An 18631-nucleotide genomic window follows, 5' to 3' on the forward strand; every position below is an offset into this window, starting at 1 on the left:
TCTTCTGTCAGACCTTCGGCTTCGCCTCAGGCGCCGCACCAGCCCGCTCCCCCTCCCGGCCTCCCATTCAGGGTACACTTGTGGGAGGCCGGGAGGGGGAGCGGGCTGGTGCGGCGCTCGACCGACAGGTCGAGTCTGACAAACTAGCTCGAAAGCTCGGTCAGCATCCCGACCGTCAGGATCTGCGGCAGGATCTCCGGTTCGCCCTCGGCCCCGTAAAACAGATAGAGCGGCACGCCCGAGCGGCCATGGCTCTCGAGGAAGCGCCCGATCACCGGGTCGCCGCTCGTCCAGTCGCCGACCATCACCGCGATATCCTCCGCCTCGAAATGAGCGATAACCGCCTGGCGGCTCATCGCGCCCGCTTCATTGGCCTTGCAGGTGATGCACCAGTCGGCGGTGAAATAGACGAAGACCGGGCGACCCTCGGCACGCAGTTCGGATAGCCGCTCTTCGCTGAACGTCTCCGCGCTCAGTGCGCCGCCCTCGCTGGCCCCGGCCTGGGCGGGCGAGGATGTCGGCACCACCGCAAGCGCCGCCAGTGTCACGACAAGAGCGGGGACGATGGGCAGCCAGGCACGCTTGCCGGCCACCTGCCGGCTGCCCGCCCACCACAGCATCAGCGCGATGCCGAGCGCCGCGGCGATGCCCAGCGTCATGCCGTTGACGCCGGTCTGGCGGCCGAGCACCCAGCCGAGCGCCAGCGCGGTCAGGAACATCGGCACCGACATCAGATGCCGGAACCGTTCCATCCATGGGCCCGGTTTAGGCAGCTTGGCCCGTAGCGCCGGTACATAGGCGAGGACCAGGAACGGCAGCGCCAGACCGAGACCCAGTCCCGCAAATATCGCCATCGCGACGATCGTCGGCACGACCAGCGCCGCGCCGAGCGCCGCGGCCATGAACGGACCGGTGCAGGGCGTCGCCACGAAAGCCGCGAGTGCGCCGGTGAAGAAGGAACCCGTCGCCCCGTCCCTGTCGGCGAAGCGACCGCCGCCCGACACGCTCGGCACTTCGAACAGACCGGCGAGATTGAGCGCGATCGCGGTCACCAGCAGCAGCAGGAAAAGGATCATCCGCGGGTCCTGCAACTGGAACGCCCAGCCCGCCGCCGAGCCGCCCGCGCGCAACGCCAGCAGCGCCGCGCCGAGGCCGAGACACACGGTGATCACGCCCGCGGTATAGGCCAGCGCGTCGCGCCGCACGGCGCGTTCCTCGCCGCCTGCCTTGGCGAGGCTCAACGCCTTGAGGCTGAGGATCGGGAACACGCAGGGCAGGATATTGAGCAGCATGCCGCCGAGGATCGCGCCGCCCAGCGCAAACAGGACGGTGCCGATATCGGCGCTCATGACGCCGGAGCCGACCGGTTCGCCCGAAATCGGCGTACCTGCCGCCGGCACGTCGCCGGGCAATGCGGCGAGCATCAGCCCGTTATGCTCGCCGATCTTGATCAGTCCCTCGATCCGCTCCGCGGCGCCCGCATCGCTTTCGGCCGGGACTTCGACGACGATCATGTCGCCGTTGCGCGAGATGCGCTGTTCGGCGCTGTAATCGAGCACCCGGTCGGTCCGCGAGAAGAAATAGGGGGCGGACACCGAGGCGGTCTCGGGAAAGGGAATGCCCAGCCGCAGCGTATCGCCGGCGACCTCGAACATGGCCTCGCTGCCCAGCGGACGCGGCAGGTTCGCCCGGTAGCCATCGAATATCTCGGCATCGGATATCGCGCCCGAACCGGCGACCAGATCGATGCCGAGCGAACCGCCCTCGGGCACGCAAATCTCGTCGGTGCAGGCGAGCCACTGGCCCTGCGCGCGGATCGGCAGCGCGGTTCCCGGCGCGATGCTCTCATCGAGAGTCACCTCGGCGAGCAGCGCATATTCGCCATGATAGATGTAATTCATGATGCCGGCGATCGAGAGCCGCTCGGGCACCGGATAGCGCAGCTCGCCGATCGAAACGCCCGCGGGCAGATCCCACTCGAAGCGATCGGGAATGCCCGCCTCGCCGGGGTTCAGCCAATAGCCGTGCCAGCCCTCATCGGGCCGCATCCGGATCGCGATGGTGAAGGCCCGGCCGGGCACCGGCGCCCGCGTTTCGGCGAGCAGGGCGGTCTGGATCGCGTTCGCGCGCGGGACCTGGGCCGGCGCGACGGCGGGCAGCAAACAGAAAAAGGCCGCGATCGCCGCGATAACGGTCTTCAAAAGGGAAAATCGCACCTATTTGCTCCTTCGCGAGCGCGCTATAGCAGCGGCATTGGCGCCATGCACCATCAAGAGGATATCCGATGAAATTCGCCCGCATCGCTGCTCTGGTTACAGCTCTGTCCCTGCCTTTCGCGGCGTTCGCGCAAGGCGAGGAGAGCCAGGAGAGCGCCGAATCGACCGCGCCGCGACTCGTCGTCGCCATCGCCGTCGACCAGCTCAGCGCCGATATCTTCGCCCAGCATCGCCAGAATTTTACCGGCGGCTTCGCCCGGATGCTTCAGGGCGCGGTCTTCCCGTCCGGCTATCAGGCGCATGCGGCGACCGAGACCTGCCCCGGCCATTCGACGATCCTGACCGGCGCGCATCCCGGACGGACAGGCGTGATCGCCAATCGCTGGTTCGATATGGGCGTCGCGCGCGAGGATGTCCGTGTCTATTGCTCCGAAGACCCCGGCGTCGAAGGATCCTCGTCGAGCGACTATACGGTTTCGACCGGAAACCTCCTGGTGCCGACCCTGGGCGATCTGATGCAGCGGGTGGACGAGGCGAGTCAGGTCGTCTCGGTGGCTGGCAAGGACCGCTCGGCGGTCATGCTGGGCGGCGCCAATGCGGATCGCATGTTCTGGCCGGGCGATGCCGGTTTCACGACGTTCGAAGGGCGCGACCTGCCCGAAGCCGTGACGTGGATCAACCAGGCGGCCGGGCGGGCCATGGCCTCGTCCCGCGTGCCGCTTCCGGTTCCCCAGCAATGCGCGGCCTATAATCGGGCCATCCCGGTCGGCGAGGACGCCACCGTCGGGACGCATGTCTTTTCGCGCGGTCCGGCGACCAGCGGCCGGACGATCCTGGCGTCGCCCGAGGGCGATCTGCTGACGCTGAACCTCGCCGCCGATCTGGTGTCCGAACTCGGGCTCGGACAGGGCGAAACGACGGACCTTCTCGCGATCGGCCTCGCTTCGACCGACTATATCGGCCATGCCTATGGCACGCACGGCGTCGAGATGTGCGTCCAGCTGATGGCGCTCGACGCGATGCTCGGCGATTTCTTCGCCCGGCTCGACGCGCGCGGGATCAGTTACGTCGCGATGCTGACCGCCGATCATGGCGGGCTCGACCTGCCCGAACGCCAGACCGGTCAGGCCGCGCCGCGCGCCGCGCGCCTGCTCCCCGGGTTCGAGACTTTGGACGCGCGGCTGGCCGAGGAAACCGGCCTCGAAGCGCCGATCCTGCGCGCAGACGGGCCGTTCGGCGATTTCTATGTCGACCGCTCGGTGCCCGAGGATCGCCGCGCCGAAGTGATCGACCGCGCGATCGCGCTGATCTCGGCGCATCCGCAGGTTTACCGCGTCTACGGCCGGGACGAGATCATGGCACAGCCGGTTACCGATGCGCCGCCCGAGCACTGGACCGTGCTCGACCGGGTCCGGGCCAATTTCCATCCCGACCGGTCCGGCGACTTCATCGTTGTGCTCCAGCCCCGCGTAACCCCCATCCCGCAGGCGATTCCGGGCGCCTATGTGGCAACCCATGGCAGCGTCTGGGATTATGACCGGCGCGTACCGATCCTCTTCTGGTGGCCGGGCGCCGACCATGTCGAGCAGCCATTGGGCGTGATGACGGTCGATATCCTGCCGACGCTGGCCTCGCTGATCGGGCTCGATATCTCGGATATCGAGATCGACGGGCGATGCCTGGACCTGATGCCCGACGTCGCGGCGAGCAATTGCCCCTGAGACGAAGCGCGAAACGACGTTGCGCTAAGTTTACATAGTTTACGCATAGCGACCCTGCCGGACGCGCTGTCTTTTCCGCCATCGACCGGGATGACGTCGATCAGCGCGCGGCGATTCAGCCAGACAATATCCAACAATGCAAGCGGAGTTACGCCTTGCGACGCACTCGGCGGCGACGGGCGAGGAAGGCTGCCGGGGTCAGGATAATTGCGGAGAGTATTGCGAATAACCCTCGACCGCCGATAAGGCGACGACCGGGAGGACAGACCATGAAGCTATTCCGGCCGCAGGCTTTCCAGAAATTCAAGCCCAAAATCCGGCCGGACGGCACGCGATCGCAGCTGTGCGAGGTCGACACCCTGGCGCTGCGTCGCATCCAGAAAGGCGCGATGCACCACCATTGGAAAGGGGTGATGTGCAACAAAAACCCATTCGATCTGGCGCTCTACGCACAGCTGCTCTGGGAGTTGAAGCCGAAGTCCATCATCGAGATCGGCTACAAGTTCGGCGGCAGCGCCCTGTGGTTCGCCGACCAGGCCGAGATCATGAACCTCGGCGCGCGGCTTTATTGCGTCGATGTCGAGCAACGCGAACAGGTCTCGGATCCGCGGATCACGTTCGTGCATGGCGACGGCCGTGATCTCGGCGCGACGCTGACTGACGATGTGATCGCCGGCCTGCCGCATCCCTGGTTGATCGTCGAGGATGCGGATCACCATTATCTGACGACCATGGCCGTGATGGATTTCTTCGCGGCCCGCATGGACGCAGGCGACTATCTGGTGGTCGAAGACGGTATCTGCGACACATTCGGCCAGGAAGAGAAATATGATGGCGGCCCGAACAGAGCGATATTCGAATTTTTCGAGGAATATCCCGATACGTTCGCCGTCGATGCCCAATATTGCGATTTCTACGGAAACAACGTCACCTGGTGCACGAACGGCTTCCTGCGGCGCGCCGACGACTGATCGCGAGCGTCAAGCCTTGCGCCGCATCCGTCGGCGCCGAGCGACAAGGATGACGACCGGAATGACGATCGATCCGGCGAGGATTACGAGAACCCACCAGTAGCGACGCAGCACCGGGCCGCGGCTGTGCGCCATCAGCGTCTCGATCGGATCGTAGCCCTCGGGCATGTCGAGAACGCCATTCTCTTCCGCCCAGGCCGCATAGCCGGCCTGCATCGCGTCGAAGAGTTCGGGCTGGTCCGCGGACAGATCGCGGGTTTCGCCGGGATCGGTTTCGAGATCGTAGAGCCGCCACCGATTGTCGCCCAAAGGCGGGCCGTTGCGGACCAGCTTGTAGCGCCCCCGGTAGAAGGCCATGCGCCCGGCGGTTTCGATCCCGAAACTGTCCCCGGGCCCATAGATGTCCGTGTCCTCTCCGGACAGCGCCGGGATCAGGCTGCGCCCCGTCATCCCCCCGGCATCGGCCCCCGCCAGCACCGCGATCGTCGCGGGAATATCGCTGATCAGGCCGAGCTGGTGCGCGATGCCGCCTTCGGAGATGCCAGGACCCGAAACGATCAGCGGGACCCGCGTGCCGCCTTCATTGGCGTAGAATTTGAACAGGCTGCCGGGCGACGCATTGGCGCTCGCCCATTCGGGGCCGATAAAGCCGAAGCTGCCGCGCTCGCCCATCCTCTCGATATCGGTCGAATAGCCGACCAGCCACATCCAGGCGTCCATGATCAGACTGCCGCCGGGCGCATTGCCTTCCGGTCCGTTGTCCGACGTCACGATGAAGATCGTATTCTCATATGCGCCGATCGCCCGCAGATGCGCAATCAGCCGGCCGATATGATGGTCCATCGCCTCGAGCATCCCGGCGTTCACCGCCATGGCGCGCGCATACCAGGCCTGTTCCTCCGCCGTCAGATCGTCCCACTGTCGGAGATCGGGATGGATCGCGCCGAGCGGCGCGTCGGCGGGAATAAGGCCAGCTTCGATCGCCGCGGCGTGACGTCGTTCGCGGTGCACCTGCCATCCGCGATCATAGACGTCGCGATAGCGCATCGTGAATTCGCGCGGCGCCTGCACGGGGATGTGAATCGCCTGAAACGCCACATAGGCGAAGAAGGGATCGTCGGCGCCCGTTCCGCCGACGAAATCGATCATCCGGTCGACGAGAAATTCGGACGAGTAGAAATCGTCGGGCAGTTCGTGGACCGCCTCGCCGTCGGCAAACCATTCGGCCCGGTCGTAATAGGGCAGATAGGGCCGGTGCTCCCAATTGTCCGCACCGGTCGCGTCGACGATGAAGGTCCGGTCGAACCCGCGCGCGCTGGGCAAGGTTTCTGACGTGTGCCCGAGATGCCATTTGCCGGTCATATAGGTGCGGTAACCGGCACGGTTGAGGCGCGTCGCGATGGTCGGCAGTCCGTCGGCCAGCATGCCGCGATAGGCGGGCGATCCCCGATGCTCCTCCGGCGTGGTTTCCGGCAGGTTGCCCAGCCCGGCGCGGTGGCTGCCGACACCGGTCATCAGCATCGCGCGCGAGGGCGCGCACATCGGCGTCGCGTGGAAATTGGAGAAGATCGTCCCGCGCCGCGCCAGCGCATCGATATGGGGCGTCGCTATCTCGCTGCCATAGACGCCGAGATCGGTGAAGGCGACATCGTCGGCGACGATCAGGACGATGTTGGGGCGGACCGTCTCCTGCGCGCCCGCCGCCGCCGCACAGCACAGCGCGGCGATCATCGCCATTACGCGTGCAAGACCCCAAACCCCCATGGGCTGGGTTTCGGCGATAGCCCCGATATTGTCAATTTGGGGGGCGTCAGCGCGAATCGAAGACCGAAATGCCGGCGCCCAGCTCGTTCCGGCCGATGCGCAACGCGTCGCCGCTCCAGTCGCCGATAAACCAGGTGTTACGGCGGACGCCGGGCGCCAGGGACGCCCGGTTGTCGGCGATGACGAGGCCGGTGCTCGAATTGCCGCCGCCTTCGGCCGCCACGGCGATAAAGGCGCTCCAATTTTCCTTGTTCTCGCCCTGCACGAAGATGTTGTTCGTAATCGCGCCGACCGCGCCCGCGGGCAGGTCGATCATGTAATTGGTGTCGCGGCCTTGTGTATCGTCGAAGCTGGAATCGGCGATGCGGACCTGGGGCGCGCGGCTCTTCACATAATGGCCGCCGGTGCCGCGCTCGAAGCGCGAGCGGGTGACTTCTAGCGAGCCATATTCGCCGATATAGATGCTGTGGGCGCAACTGAGGCCCCGGTCGCAGCGGCCGAGCCCGGAAAAGGTCGAGCGGTCGATCAGGATGCTCGCGCCGCGATCGCGGGCCGAAAGAATACCCTGCTCGCTGTCGCGGAACAGCGAGTTATGGACCTCCAGATCACCCTCCTCGATCCGGATACCCGCGCCATTGGCGTCGGGCACCGACAGGTTCTGGAAGACCAGCCCGTCGACGCGCGCTGCCCGGCCGCGCAGCACGAGCGCCGCTTTCCGTTCACAGGCAACGCCGTCGAAGATGACGGTGCCCGGCTCGACGGCGCGGTAGGTGATCGCGCCGGCTTCCTGCACCGCGCATTGACGATAGGTGCCGGGTGCGATTGCGATTGTCCCGCGCCCGTTGCCGATCGCATCCACGGCCCGGTCGAGCCGGGCAAAGCCCTGCCCGGTTTCCTCGACGGTGAAGGGCGCGGCAGTGCGCTGGGCGGCCAATGGCGCGCAGGTGGCGACGAGGACGGCGATGACGACGACAGGCGAAACGCGCATGGGGCACTCCCGATCAGGAACCCTCGCGATGCGCGCGATGCGGTTAAGAAAGTCCGAAAATCTGTGGTTAAGATCGGCTTTTCAGCGCGTTAACGCTCTTTTCGGGCCGTTCAGACCTCCAGATTCGGCCGGAGCCAGCGGATTGCGGTGTCGAGATCGACCGCGCGGCGGTCCGCATAGTCTTCGAGCTGGTCCTGCCCGACCTTCGCGACACCGAAATATTGCGACTGCGGATGGGCGAAATAGAAACCCGAAACGGCGGCGGTCGGCCACATCGCGAAGCTCTCGGTGAGCTCGATCCCGGCCGGGCCGTTATGCCCCGATCCGCCGCCGAGCAGGTCGAACAGCAACGGCTTCAGGCTGTGGTCGGGACAGGCCGGATAGCCGGGCGCGGGCCGGATGCCCTGATATTTCTCGCGGATCAGCTCCGCGTTCGTCAGATCCTCGTCCGCCGCATAGCCCCACAGTTCCGTGCGGACATGCGCGTGCATGCGTTCGGCAAAGGCTTCGGCAAGGCGATCGGCCAGCGCCTTCAGCAGGATATCGGAATAGTCGTCGGTCTCGGCCTTGAAGCGTTCGATATGCGCGTCGATGCCGTGGCCCGCGCAGACCGCGAAGCCGCCAATCCAGTCGCCCGCCGGATCGATGAAATCGGCAAGACACATATTCGCGCGGCCCGAGCGTTTCTGCACCTGTTGGCGGAGCATCGGCAGCCGATGCTCGCGGCCACCGTCGATCACGACGATATCGTCGCCCTCGCGGCGGCATTCCCACAGGCCTGCCACCGCGCGCGGCTTGAGCCAGCCTTCCGCGATGATCGTATCGAGCATTGCCTGCCCGTCCTTGAACAGATCGCGCGCGCTCTCGCCCACCACGTCATCGTCGAGGATCGCCGGATAGGTGCCGGCGAGCTCCCAGGCGCGGAAGAAGGGCGTCCAGTCGATATAGTTTCTGAGATCGTCGAGCGGCCAGTCGTCGAAGACATGGAGGCCCGGCTTGGCCGGCACGGATGCCTTCAGCGCGCGATCGGCTTCGAACGCGTTGGCGCGCGCATCGGCGAGAGGCACGAGCTTGCTCGCGCCCCTGCCCTCGCGTGCCGTGCGGATCTCGTCATAATCGTTGGCGACCTGTTCGACGAACGGCGCCCGCTGGGTCTGCGAGACAAGGGTCGAGGCGACGCCGACCGCGCGGCTCGCATCGAGCACATGGATGGTCGGCCCCGCATAAGCCGGTTCGATCCTGAGCGCGGTATGCACCTTGCTCGTCGTTGCGCCGCCGATCAGAAGCGGCACTTGCATGTCCGCCCGGTCCATTTCCTCGGCCACCGTCACCATCTCGTCGAGCGAGGGGGTGATGAGGCCGGACAGCCCGATCATGTCCGCGTCATTCTCGTTCGCCGCCTCGAGGATATCGGTCCACGGCACCATCACGCCGAGATCGACGACCTCGAAGCCGTTGCACTGCAGGACGACGCCGACGATATTCTTGCCGATATCATGCACATCGCCCTTCACGGTCGCCATGATGATCGTGCCCTTACCCTTGGCATTCTCGTCCTTTTCCTGCTCGATAAAGGGCAGCAGATGGGCGACGGCCTTTTTCATCACGCGCGCGGATTTGACGACCTGGGGCAGGAACATCTTGCCGCTGCCGAAAAGATCGCCGACGACATTCATCCCGTCCATCAGCGGCCCTTCGATCACCTCGATCGGCTTGCCGCCGGACTCGAAAATTTCCTGTCGCGCTTCCTCGGTGTCGTCGACGACATGGGCGTCGATCCCCTTGACGAGCGCATATTCGAGCCGCTTGACCACCTCCCAGCTCCGCCATTCCTCGGCTTCCTTTTCGGCCTTTTTGTCGGTGCCGCGATATTTCTCGGCCAGCGCGATCAGGTTTTCGGTCGCGTCGTCATGGCGATCGAAGATCACATCCTCGCACGCCTCGCGCAGCTCGGGATCGATCGCATCGTAGACGTCGAGCTGGCCGGCATTGACGATGCCCATATCCATGCCGGCGGGAATCGCGTGATAGAGGAACACGCTGTGCATCGCGCGGCGCACCGGTTCGTTGCCGCGGAAGCTGAAGGAGAGGTTGGAGAGGCCGCCCGAGATATGGACGCCCGGGCAACGCGCGCGGATTTCCTGCGCCGCCTCGATAAAGTCGAGGCCATAGCGGCGATGCTCGTCGATCCCCGTCGCGATCGCGAAGACATTCGGATCGAAAATGATGTCTTCGGGCGGAAATCCGTTTTCGGTGAGCAGCTTGTACGCCCGCTCGCAGATCTCGACCTTGCGCTCCTTCGTATCGGCCTGGCCCGTCTCGTCGAACGCCATGACGACCACGGCCGCGCCATAGGCCCGGCATTTGGCGGCATGGGCGAGGAATTCCTCTTCGCCCTCTTTCATCGAGATCGAGTTCACGATCGGCTTGCCCGACACGCATTTGAGCCCCGCCTCGATCACCGACCATTTGGAGCTGTCGATCATGATCGGCACGCGCGCGATATCGGGTTCGGCGGCGATCAGCTTGAGGAAGGTCGTCATCGCCTTTTCGGCGTCGAGCAGGCCTTCGTCCATGTTGATGTCGATGATCTGCGCGCCATTCTCGACCTGCTGGCGCGCAACTTCGACCGCCGCCTCATAATCGTCGGCGAGGATCAGCTTCTTGAACCGGGCCGAGCCGGTGACGTTCGTGCGCTCGCCGATATTGACGAATGTTGCGGTCGTTTCGGTCATGATTGCTTTCAGGCGGCGAGCGTCATCGGTTCGAGACCGGCGAGGAAAGTCTGTGTCATCGGCGCGGCGATCGCGCGCGGCGGCTTGCCTTCGACCATTTCGGCGATGGCGCGGATATGTGCGGGCGTCGTGCCGCAGCAGCCGCCGACGATATTGACGAGACCCTGATCGACCCACTGGCTGATCTTGTCGCGGGTATGCTCCGCTTCTTCGTCATATTCGCCGAGTTCGTTGGGGAGGCCGGCATTGGGATAGCCGATCACCAGCGTGTCGGCGATGTCCGAGATTGCCTGCATATGCGGACGCAGCCGGTCCGCGCCGAACGAACAGTTGAGCCCGATGGCCAGCGGGGTGGAGTGGCGCACCGCCGCCCAGAAAGCCTCGATCGAATGGCCGGAAAGGTTGCGGCCCGACATGTCGGTGATCGTCATCGAGAGGATCAGCGGCAGCGATCTGCCGTGCCGGTCGCCCGATTCATGCGCGGCCATGATCGCCGCCTTGGCGTTCAGCGTATCGAAGATCGTTTCGACCAGCAGCATGTCGACGCCGCCCTCGATCAGCCCGTCAATCTGTTCGGCATAGACCGATTTCATCTGGTCGAAATCGACCTCGCGGAAACCCGGATCGTTGACGTCGGGCGACAGCGACAGCGTCTTGTTCGTCGGGCCGATCGATCCGGCGACGAAGCGCGGCTTATCCGCCGTGGACGCGCGATCGGCCGCGCGCCGGGCGATCTCGGCCGCCGCGACGTTCAGCTCGTGAACGAGTGCCTCGTCGCCATAATCGGCCTGGCTGATCGTGGTTCCGCTGAACGTGTTGGTCGAGACGATATCGGCGCCGGCATCGAGATAGGCGGTCGTGATTTCCTCGACGATCTCGGGCCGGGTCAGGCAGAGCAGATCGTTATTGCCCTTCTGGTCGAGCCGGAAGTCGCGATCCCCCCGATAGCCGGCCTCGTCGAGACTGTAATTCTGGATCGACGTCCCCCACGCGCCGTCGAAGACGAGGATGCGTTCGGCGGCGATCGTGCGGATCCGGTCGGCAATATCGGTCATGGGCTGTCGTCCTGCGTGTGAGGCCGCATGCCGAGCAGATGGCAGATCGCATAGCTGAGCTCGGCGCGATTCAACGTGTAGAAATGGAATTCGCGCACGCCGCCTGCATACAGTTTGCGGCAGAGTTCGGCGGCGACCGTCGCCGCGATCAGCTGGCGCGCGGCGGGCAGCTCGTCCAGCCCTTCGAACAGGCGGTTCATCCAGTCCGGGATCGTCGCGCCGCACATTCCGGCGATCCGCCGGGTCGTGGCGACATTGGAGACCGGCAGGATGCCGGGCACGATCTCCGCATCGATCCCGGCCGCCGCCGCCTCGTCGCGGAAGCGGAAGAAATTCTCGGCCGAAAAGAAGAATTGCGTAATCGCCCGCGTCGCCCCGGCGTCCAGCTTGCGCTTGAGATTGTCGAGATCGGATTGCGGGCAATCGGCTTCGGGATGGACCTCGGGATAGGCGGCGACCGACACCTCGAACGGCTTGAAAGCCTTGATCCCCTCGACCAGCTCGGCGGCACTCGCATAGCCTTCGGGATGCGGCTGGAACGGCTCGAACGTATCGCCCTTGCGGGGCGGATCGCCGCGGAGCGCGACGATGTGGCGCACGCCCGCGTCCCAATAGTCGCCGATGACCTCTTCGATCTCGGCCTTGCTCGCATCGACGCAGGTCAGGTGCGCGGCGGCCCTGAGCGGCGTCTCCTGCGTGATCCGGCGGACCGTCGCATGGGTGCGCTCGCGGGTGGAGCCGCCCGCGCCATAGGTCACGGAGACGAAGCGGGGGCCGAGCGGCTCGAGCGTCTTCACCGACTCCCAGAGCGTCGCCTCCATCTTCTCGTTCTTGGGCGGGAAGAATTCGAACGACACCTGCGCATCGCCGGCCAGATCGGCGAACAGCGGATCGTCCATGGCGCGGCGCGCCTCGTGCAGCTGGTCGACTGTCAGATTCATGCCGCCACCACCTTCAGCCGCCGGCCGGCCTTGCGGCGGCCGAGCCATAATTTCACCGTCAGTTCACCGCCCTCGAGCTCGTCGACCAGGCCGCCCTCGATGTTCGCCGCGGCGAACCAGCGCGCGATCTGCTCGTCGGAAAAGCCGAGACGCGCATGGGCGTTCTGGCTGCGCAGATCCTCGCGCTCATGCGCCGCGAAATCGGCGATCAGCAGCCGGCCGTCCGCATCGAGCAGGCGCGCGGCCTCGGCGATTGCTGCCGCAGGCTGCTGCGCATAATGGAGCACCTGATGCAGGATCACGGTGTCTGCGCCGCCGCTCGGCAGTTCCAGCGCATACATGTCGCCCTGGCGGATTTCGGCCTTGTCGAGCCCCGCTTCGGCGAGCTTGGCGCGCGCCAGCCGGAGCATTTCGGGGCTGCGATCGATCCCGATCGCGCTCGCCGCGTCGCCGCCGAACAGCTCCAGCATACGCCCCGTTCCGGTGCCGATATCGATCAGCCGGCCGAGCGATGTCTTGCCGAGCGCCCGGCGCATGGCCGCCTCGACCTCGCTCTCGGCAACATGAAGCGAGCGGATGGCGTCCCATTGATCGGCATGCGCGGCAAAATAGGCTTCGGCCGCGGCCTGGCGATCGGCGCGAACGGCGGCCAGCCGGGCGATATCGGCGCGCATCCAGTGATCCTCGCCCTCTTCCGACCAGCCGTCGATCGCGTTGAGCAGCGGACGAACCCGCACGGGATCGCCCAGTCCCAGGAAAACCCAGCTGCCTTCCTTGCGGCGTTCGGCGAGCCCGGCATCGACGAGAATCTTGACATGACGGGAGACACGCGGCTGGCTTTGTCCCAACACCTGAGCCAGTTCGCCGACCGAAAGCTCCATCGCGCGCAACAGCGCGACGATTCGCAGCCGGGTCGGATCGGCAAGGGCCCGGAATATCTCGAGTTCGGCGCGCATGTATAAAGACATAAAGATATCTTTATATGCGGTCAACCATCGGCGTTGTTATAGATGACGTACCCAAACAGAGTTGACCATGCTAAATCCGAAATATGATTCGTTCTCGCCTTTCGATCTGTCGGTTTTCGATAGAGCATCGCACGTGGCAGTAATGCAAGCCTTCTTCGATGCTAGCGAAGGTGGCGGCTATCTGACGGTTGGCGGCTACCTATTTCGCAAGAAGCACATCAAGCCATTCACCAAAAGGTGGCGCGCGATGCTGCGCAAGTTCGGCATCGAATATTTCAGAATGACGGAGTGCAATACCGCGTCAGGGGAGTTTTCAAATAAGGGCGAGCAAGAATGCGACCAATGTGCCCGAACCGCCATCCCTATCATCACGGATTACGCGACTAGTGGCATTACGGCGACCGTTGATATTGGGGCGTTTGAGCAGTCCGGCCTTACCGACTTTATGCAAAGTCCGTTCAGCCTCGCCGCCTATTCAGCGCTTGTGGGCTGTCGCCAATGGGCCGAGGCAAACGACCTGGTAGCGCGCGTTTTCTATGTATTCGAGGCGGGCGACGACTATCAGTCAGACGCAAACCAGCTATTGAACTCTATTTCAGAGGATGCCGAGCGTCGTCAGACGTACTACTATGAAGACCACGCCTTTCTCACCAAGCGCGGCTCTCTACCGACCCAGGCGGCTGACATTCTGGCCTGGCATGCGCGTAAGCAATGGGGCCGCGAAGATCGCGGCATCGAGCATTTGCGGGGCGATTTCAGTGAATTGGTCGACAAAGTAGAAACCAAAAAGTTCATTTGGGATGAGCAATATCTCCGCGAGATGCATGAGGAATCAGCTGCGGCTACCGGCAGCGAAGATTGGGCCAAGGTTGTGGGCAAGCAGCTTAGGAGGACGGCCTCTAATGCTCGCCGGATTGACCGCGAAGTAGCCGCGATTCTTGAACGAGTTCGTTAAGCGCCTTTTCTGCCTCGGTGGGGCTTAGTTCGCCAGCCTCGATCATCTTTTCGACTTCGGCGACGAACCTTGCGTGCTGCTCCGCGTCCGTTTCCTGCTTCTTCTTTTTTGGCATGGCGCTTAGGCCCCTCGATTAGCCGTTTCATAGGTGAGGCGCTTCCCGACGACGCCCTTTAGCAGTTCATCTGCGCGAGCGGTATCGGAGAACCCATTGGCCTCTCGGTTCGAATAGCGGAAATCAAATTCGGCGAGATAGCGGTGAAGGTGTTTCTTCTGGCAGTGCTGATAGGTGCCCCGCATCCCGCGTTTGAAGATGCTGAAATAGCCCTCGATAGTGTTGGTGTGCACATTGCCCCGGACGTACTCACCGCGCTGATGGTTGACGGTTCGGTGCTCGACAAAATGCTTCCCAGCATAGCGATAGTAACCGGCCTGATCGGTAGCGAGCCGCGCTTCGCGGTCCATATTGCCGAGAACGGCAGGGATAATCTCACTGGCATTGAGTCGATCGATCACGATAGCCCGAGACCTGCCGGTGGTGCGGTCAACCAGCGCCAGCACCTTCATTTTGTTGTGGATGGTAACTTTGGGGCCTTTGGGCGGGTTGTCGGGATCGTTACCGATGAAAGTCTCGTCAACCTCGACGATACCGCCGCCCGAACCGAACGGGGCAAGTTCATTCTCGCGCATCGCTTCGCGGATACGATGCGACATAAACCATGCGGTTTTCACGGTGACGCCCAAGATGCGGCCAAGCTGGTTGCTGCTAATGCCCTTCTTGCTGCCAGCGATCAGGAACATCGCCTGTAGCCAGACGTGCATTTTGACATGGCTGCTTTCAAAGATGGTGCCGATCTTCACGGTGAAGGGCTTGCGGCACTCATAGCACTTGTGAAGGCCGATACGGGTCGATTTACCCTTCAGCTTGCCGATCCGCTCGGTTCCGCCGCAATGCGGGCACACCGGGCCTTCCGGCCAAAGACGCTCTTCGACATACTCGAAAGCCTTCTCTTCATCGTGAAAGTGCGGGGCCGAAAGGAAGCTAGCCATCTGTTTTCTCCTAGTAAATCCATACTAGCAGGATGGCTGGGTATGTCAAGTATAATAACGCCCAACCATCGTGGACGCACCGATTTCCCGTGCTATTGCAGCGCCTTGATCGCCGGCAGACTCGATGGGCACGCAAATGTTAATCGTCAAATGACTCGACAGCGCCGGTTTGCGAAGGCATTTCAGGCGGCCAATTCCGTCGGTCCGTGGAGAGTGTTCCCTTGCGTAAGCTCCTGACTTCGTTGCTGTTGATGTTGTTTCTCGGCGCCTGTGCGACGACGCAGGCCGGGCCGAACGGGATCGCGGACCGCGACCCGCACGAAGAATTCAACCGCGATATGTGGGCGGTGAACCAGGGGATCGACACCGTCGCAATCCGGCCCGTGACGGAAGTCTACCGGACGATCACCCCGCAGCCCGCGCGCCGCGGCATCGCCAACGTCTTCCGCAATCTCACCGAGCCCTGGTCGTTCATCAACAACCTGCTGCAGGGCAAGCCGGGCCGGGCGCTGCGCAATCTCGGCCGTTTCATCATCAATTCGACGATCGGGGTCGGCGGCCTGGCCGATCACGCCACGGATCTCGGCATCGAACCGGCGCCCGAGGATTTCGGCCAGACGCTGGCGGCATGGGGCGTCGGCGATGGCGGCTATGTCATGAACCCGTTTCTCGGCCCCTCCACGCAGCGCGACACGGTCGGCACGATCGTCGATTTCGTCGCCAATCCCGTAACGATCTTCTTCGATCGCGGTCTCAATCTCACCACACAGGAGCAATGGGGAATCCGGGCGGGCAGCATTATCAGCACGCGCTCCGAACTGATCGACGCCGGTGTCGACGATTTCCTCGAAAGCAGCGCCGATCCCTATGCGGCCGCCCGCTCCGCCTATTTCCAGCGCCGCGAAAACGAAATCCTCAATTACGATACTGCCGGCTTCGCCGCCGACGGAGACGATCTGAGCGAAGGCGAAGACGCGGCTTTCGAAGCCGCGCTCGAGGATATCGAGGATATCGAAGACACTGAGGATTTGGCGCCTGTAGAGCCCGAATAAGCGGCCGATCAGCAATATATTGCTTTACCGCCCGAGCGGAGGTAAAAATCCGCGACTGGTTTCGGGGGATACCCCCTCGGGGGCTCAAGTCGTTTTACGTTAACTTGTCAACCACTGGGAGAGTGACCCATGACTAAGACTTTTGCATTGCCTTTGGCCCTCGCGGCTTCGCTTGGACTGGCGGCGTGCGCTGAAGCCGAGCAGGAAGCCGTGGAAACGGATGCCGAAGAAGCCGCTGCGGACGTGGAAGCCGCTGCCGACGAAGCCGCTGCCGACATGGAAGCCGCCGCCGACGATGCGATGGCCGAAATGGACGAGATGGCCGGCGATGTCGAAGCCGCTGCCGAAGATGCAACCGACATGGAAGATGCCGAAGCCGAATAAGGCACGGGTCTTACCAGACACGGGAAAGGCCGCGCCCGGCATCGGAGCGCGGCCTTTTCTTTTTGGGGGGAAGAAAGCCGGATGAAGATAAGCCATATCCTCATATCGTCGATGCTTGTCGCGCCGCTCGCCGCGTGCGGCGGAACGCAGGGCGAATCGGGCACCACGAGCACCGAAGAGCGCCAGCTGGACGAGGCGGCCGCCGCGCTGGACGAAGCGCAGGCCGAGTATGAAACCGCGATCCGGACACCCGAACCGGAACCCGCCGATCCCGGCGACGAGGAACATTAGCCGGCCGCCGGTATAGCCTGGCGCTGGTCGCCGCCTTCGCCGGTCAGCAGCGACTTGTTGTCCCGGATCACCTCCTCGGCAAAATCCATGAAGGCGCGCACCCGGGCCGTCCGGCGCAGATCGTTGTGCGTCAACACCCAGATGTCGCGCGCCGGTTCCGGCTTGCGGTCGGTCGCGCGCACCAGTCCCGGCGCCAAATCGCCCATCATGCACGGCAGCATGGCGAGGCCCATCCCCGCCTCGGCGGCCGCGATCTGCAGCGAGGGCCGGTCGAACGCGCCCCATACCGGCACTTTCGCGAAATCGGTCCGCTGGGTCCAGTCGGGATAGCGGCCTTCGGTATCGCCCCAGCCGAGCCAGCGCGCCTTTTCCGGGGCCGCCGCAAAATCGTGCGTTTCGAGATAGGCCGGGGCCGCGTAGATGCTCGTAAAATAGGGAAAATAGCGTTTTCCGACCAGCGTTTCGGGCGGATTGTTGTTCATCCGTACCGCGATATCGGCTTCCCGGCGCGACACGTCGAGCTGCTCGTAGGTGACGATGATATCGAGCTCGAGCCCCGGATAGCTGTCGCTGAATTCCGCGAGGCGCGGCGCGAAGATGCCGGTCGCCAGCGGCTCCGCCATCGTCACGGTCAGCTTGCCGGGCAACATGTCGTCACGCCCCGCGATCCGGCGGGTGATGGCGTTCAGCTCGTTCCCGAAACCGCCGGCGATCGCCGCCAGCTCCTCGCCGGCCTGGGTCGGTGCATAGCCTTCGGGACGCCGATCGAAGAGCCGCACCTTCAGGCATTGTTCGAGCGCCTCGATCCGCCGGCTCACGGTCGAGTGATGGACGCCGAGATCCCGGGCGGCGTTGCGGACCGTGCCGGCCGCCATCACCGCGTTGAACGTCTTGATATCTTCCCAGTCGGGGTCTGCCGCGCGGGCCATCGGACGATCGCTCCCCATTCAGTTGGCTAATAAGCGCGCCACCAAGGTGCATAATTAGGCTTGGACGTCGAATATTTGCACCACTAAGCCTCGAAAAATAGCCCGTCAACTCTGCGCCGAAAGGACGACCATGCCGCTTCCCGTTATCTCTGCAACCGTCGCCGCGATCATCCTCATCGTCCAGCTGATACTCATGGTAACAGTCGGCGCCCATCGTGGAAAACACGGTGTCAATCTCGGTATCGGAGAGGATCGCGACCTGGAACGCAAGGTCCGCCGCCACGGCAATCTTTCCGAAAATGCAGCGCTTTTCGTCGTTACGCTCGCGCTCGCCGAACTGGTCGGCGCGCCTTCAGCCCTGCTCTGGGCCTTTGCCGGGGTCTTCCTTGCCGCGCGGTTTTTCCACATTCTCGCCTTTGGCTCGCTGACCGGTTCGCACGGCGACAAGGGCAGCACATTCTTCATCGCCGCCCGCATTGCCGGCGCCATGGGAACCGGTTTCTCGGGCATCGGCCTTGGCGGTTATCTGCTCTTCATGCTCGGCACGGCCTAGCCCCCTCCCCGCCCTGTACGAGCATTACTGAAGGGCCGGGCGCGACACAGCGCCCGGC

Annotated in this window: 16 protein-coding genes; 7 read left to right on the forward strand and 9 right to left on the reverse strand. The window is 63.9% G+C overall.

All coding sequences use genetic code 11. The annotated features are described in order from the left end of the window. Window positions 1-143: 143 nt before the first annotated feature. Window positions 144-2216 (reverse strand): protein-disulfide reductase DsbD family protein, encoded by a 2073-nt coding sequence (locus HFP57_RS08660; protein WP_246263535.1) that lies wholly within the window; start codon window positions 2214-2216, stop codon window positions 144-146. A 68-nt stretch (window positions 2217-2284) separates the two neighbouring features. Here HFP57_RS08660 and HFP57_RS08665 point away from each other — a divergent pair, with 68 nt between their 5' ends. Together HFP57_RS08665 and HFP57_RS08670 are read left to right on the forward strand one after the other, a co-directional pair. Further along, window positions 2285-3937 carry an alkaline phosphatase family protein gene (locus tag HFP57_RS08665; protein WP_176869401.1) on the forward strand — a complete coding sequence of 551 codons (1653 nt, stop codon included), beginning with the start codon at window positions 2285-2287 and terminating at the stop codon, window positions 3935-3937. A gap of 269 nt (window positions 3938-4206) precedes the next feature. Further along, window positions 4207-4908: a CmcI family methyltransferase gene (locus tag HFP57_RS08670; RefSeq protein WP_176869402.1), complete on the forward strand. Its 702-nt coding sequence runs from the start codon at window positions 4207-4209 to the stop codon at window positions 4906-4908. A gap of 9 nt (window positions 4909-4917) precedes the next feature. Here HFP57_RS08670 and HFP57_RS08675 read toward each other — a convergent pair whose 3' ends face one another. The 6 genes from HFP57_RS08675 to HFP57_RS08700 form a co-directional block, all read right to left on the reverse strand. Further along, on the reverse strand, window positions 4918-6645 hold the full coding sequence (locus HFP57_RS08675; protein WP_246263536.1) for an arylsulfatase: 1728 nt from the start codon (window positions 6643-6645) through the stop codon (window positions 4918-4920). Window positions 6646-6718: 73 nt separating this feature from the next. Then, on the reverse strand, window positions 6719-7660 hold the full coding sequence (locus HFP57_RS08680) for a right-handed parallel beta-helix repeat-containing protein (protein WP_176869403.1): 942 nt from the start codon (window positions 7658-7660) through the stop codon (window positions 6719-6721). Window positions 7661-7770: 110 nt separating this feature from the next. Beyond that, window positions 7771-10395: a methionine synthase gene (gene metH, locus HFP57_RS08685; RefSeq protein ID WP_176869404.1), complete on the reverse strand. Its 2625-nt coding sequence runs from the start codon at window positions 10393-10395 to the stop codon at window positions 7771-7773. An 8-nt stretch (window positions 10396-10403) separates the two neighbouring features. Next, complete coding sequence (locus HFP57_RS08690) at window positions 10404-11450, reverse strand: homocysteine S-methyltransferase family protein (protein WP_176869405.1); 1047 nt, start codon at window positions 11448-11450, stop codon at window positions 10404-10406. Beyond that, window positions 11447-12391 carry a methylenetetrahydrofolate reductase gene (gene metF / locus HFP57_RS08695; RefSeq protein WP_176869406.1) on the reverse strand — a complete coding sequence of 315 codons (945 nt, stop codon included), beginning with the start codon at window positions 12389-12391 and terminating at the stop codon, window positions 11447-11449. Before metF ends, HFP57_RS08690 begins: the two co-directional genes overlap by 4 nt. Next, window positions 12388-13347, reverse strand: a complete 960-nt coding sequence (locus tag HFP57_RS08700; protein ID WP_176871226.1) for an ArsR/SmtB family transcription factor — start codon at window positions 13345-13347, stop codon at window positions 12388-12390. Before HFP57_RS08700 ends, metF begins: the two co-directional genes overlap by 4 nt. 79 nt (window positions 13348-13426) lie before the next feature. On the opposite strand from HFP57_RS08700, the gene HFP57_RS08705 reads away from it, so the two are divergent. Next, complete coding sequence (locus HFP57_RS08705) at window positions 13427-14314, forward strand: hypothetical protein (RefSeq protein ID WP_176869407.1); 888 nt, start codon at window positions 13427-13429, stop codon at window positions 14312-14314. Window positions 14315-14434: 120 nt separating this feature from the next. Here HFP57_RS08705 and HFP57_RS08710 read toward each other — a convergent pair whose 3' ends face one another. Next, the gene (locus HFP57_RS08710; protein WP_176869408.1) at window positions 14435-15364 is read right to left on the reverse strand and encodes an IS1595 family transposase; all 930 of its coding nucleotides are present in this window, start codon (window positions 15362-15364) and stop codon (window positions 14435-14437) included. A 221-nt stretch (window positions 15365-15585) separates the two neighbouring features. Here HFP57_RS08710 and HFP57_RS08715 point away from each other — a divergent pair, with 221 nt between their 5' ends. The 3 genes from HFP57_RS08715 (at window position 15586) to HFP57_RS08725 (ending at window position 17091) form a co-directional block, all read left to right on the forward strand. Beyond that, window positions 15586-16416: an MlaA family lipoprotein gene (locus HFP57_RS08715; RefSeq protein ID WP_246263544.1), complete on the forward strand. Its 831-nt coding sequence runs from the start codon at window positions 15586-15588 to the stop codon at window positions 16414-16416. Between the two features lie 129 nt (window positions 16417-16545). Beyond that, window positions 16546-16800: a hypothetical protein gene (locus tag HFP57_RS08720; RefSeq protein WP_176869409.1), complete on the forward strand. Its 255-nt coding sequence runs from the start codon at window positions 16546-16548 to the stop codon at window positions 16798-16800. 81 nt (window positions 16801-16881) lie between these two features. Continuing rightward, complete coding sequence (locus HFP57_RS08725) at window positions 16882-17091, forward strand: hypothetical protein (protein WP_176869410.1); 210 nt, start codon at window positions 16882-16884, stop codon at window positions 17089-17091. Here HFP57_RS08725 and HFP57_RS08730 read toward each other — a convergent pair. After that, window positions 17088-18020, reverse strand: a complete 933-nt coding sequence (locus HFP57_RS08730) for a LysR family transcriptional regulator (protein WP_176869411.1) — start codon at window positions 18018-18020, stop codon at window positions 17088-17090. The genes HFP57_RS08725 and HFP57_RS08730 overlap by 4 nt on opposite strands. A gap of 130 nt (window positions 18021-18150) precedes the next feature. Here HFP57_RS08730 and HFP57_RS08735 point away from each other — a divergent pair, with 130 nt between their 5' ends. Further along, a complete protein-coding gene (locus HFP57_RS08735; RefSeq protein WP_176869412.1) occupies window positions 18151-18573 on the forward strand; it encodes an MAPEG family protein in 423 nt (140 codons plus the stop codon). The last annotated feature ends 58 nt before the right edge of the window (window positions 18574-18631 follow it).

This window comes from Parasphingopyxis algicola (genome assembly GCF_013378075.1).
Lineage (GTDB): Bacteria > Pseudomonadota > Alphaproteobacteria > Sphingomonadales > Sphingomonadaceae > Parasphingopyxis > Parasphingopyxis algicola.

What these genes read in the sequence shown, in the direction of transcription:
- HFP57_RS08705 (WP_176869407.1), top strand. Translation starts at nt 13,427, where the DNA reads ATGCTAAATCCGAAATATGATTCGTTCTCGCCTTTCGATCTGTCGGTT.
- HFP57_RS08675 (WP_246263536.1), bottom strand. Translation starts at nt 6,645, where the DNA reads ATGGCGATGATCGCCGCGCTGTGCTGTGCGGCGGCGGCGGGCGCGCAG.
- metF (WP_176869406.1), bottom strand. Translation starts at nt 12,391, where the DNA reads ATGAATCTGACAGTCGACCAGCTGCACGAGGCGCGCCGCGCCATGGAC.
- HFP57_RS08700 (WP_176871226.1), bottom strand. Translation starts at nt 13,347, where the DNA reads ATGCGCGCCGAACTCGAGATATTCCGGGCCCTTGCCGATCCGACCCGG.
- metH (WP_176869404.1), bottom strand. Translation starts at nt 10,395, where the DNA reads ATGACCGAAACGACCGCAACATTCGTCAATATCGGCGAGCGCACGAAC.
- HFP57_RS08670 (WP_176869402.1), top strand. Translation starts at nt 4,207, where the DNA reads ATGAAGCTATTCCGGCCGCAGGCTTTCCAGAAATTCAAGCCCAAAATC.
- HFP57_RS08720 (WP_176869409.1), top strand. Translation starts at nt 16,546, where the DNA reads ATGACTAAGACTTTTGCATTGCCTTTGGCCCTCGCGGCTTCGCTTGGA.
- HFP57_RS08690 (WP_176869405.1), bottom strand. Translation starts at nt 11,450, where the DNA reads ATGACCGATATTGCCGACCGGATCCGCACGATCGCCGCCGAACGCATC.
- HFP57_RS08710 (WP_176869408.1), bottom strand. Translation starts at nt 15,364, where the DNA reads ATGGCTAGCTTCCTTTCGGCCCCGCACTTTCACGATGAAGAGAAGGCT.
- HFP57_RS08730 (WP_176869411.1), bottom strand. Translation starts at nt 18,020, where the DNA reads ATGGCCCGCGCGGCAGACCCCGACTGGGAAGATATCAAGACGTTCAAC.
- HFP57_RS08735 (WP_176869412.1), top strand. Translation starts at nt 18,151, where the DNA reads ATGCCGCTTCCCGTTATCTCTGCAACCGTCGCCGCGATCATCCTCATC.
- HFP57_RS08725 (WP_176869410.1), top strand. Translation starts at nt 16,882, where the DNA reads ATGAAGATAAGCCATATCCTCATATCGTCGATGCTTGTCGCGCCGCTC.
- HFP57_RS08665 (WP_176869401.1), top strand. Translation starts at nt 2,285, where the DNA reads ATGAAATTCGCCCGCATCGCTGCTCTGGTTACAGCTCTGTCCCTGCCT.
- HFP57_RS08680 (WP_176869403.1), bottom strand. Translation starts at nt 7,660, where the DNA reads ATGCGCGTTTCGCCTGTCGTCGTCATCGCCGTCCTCGTCGCCACCTGC.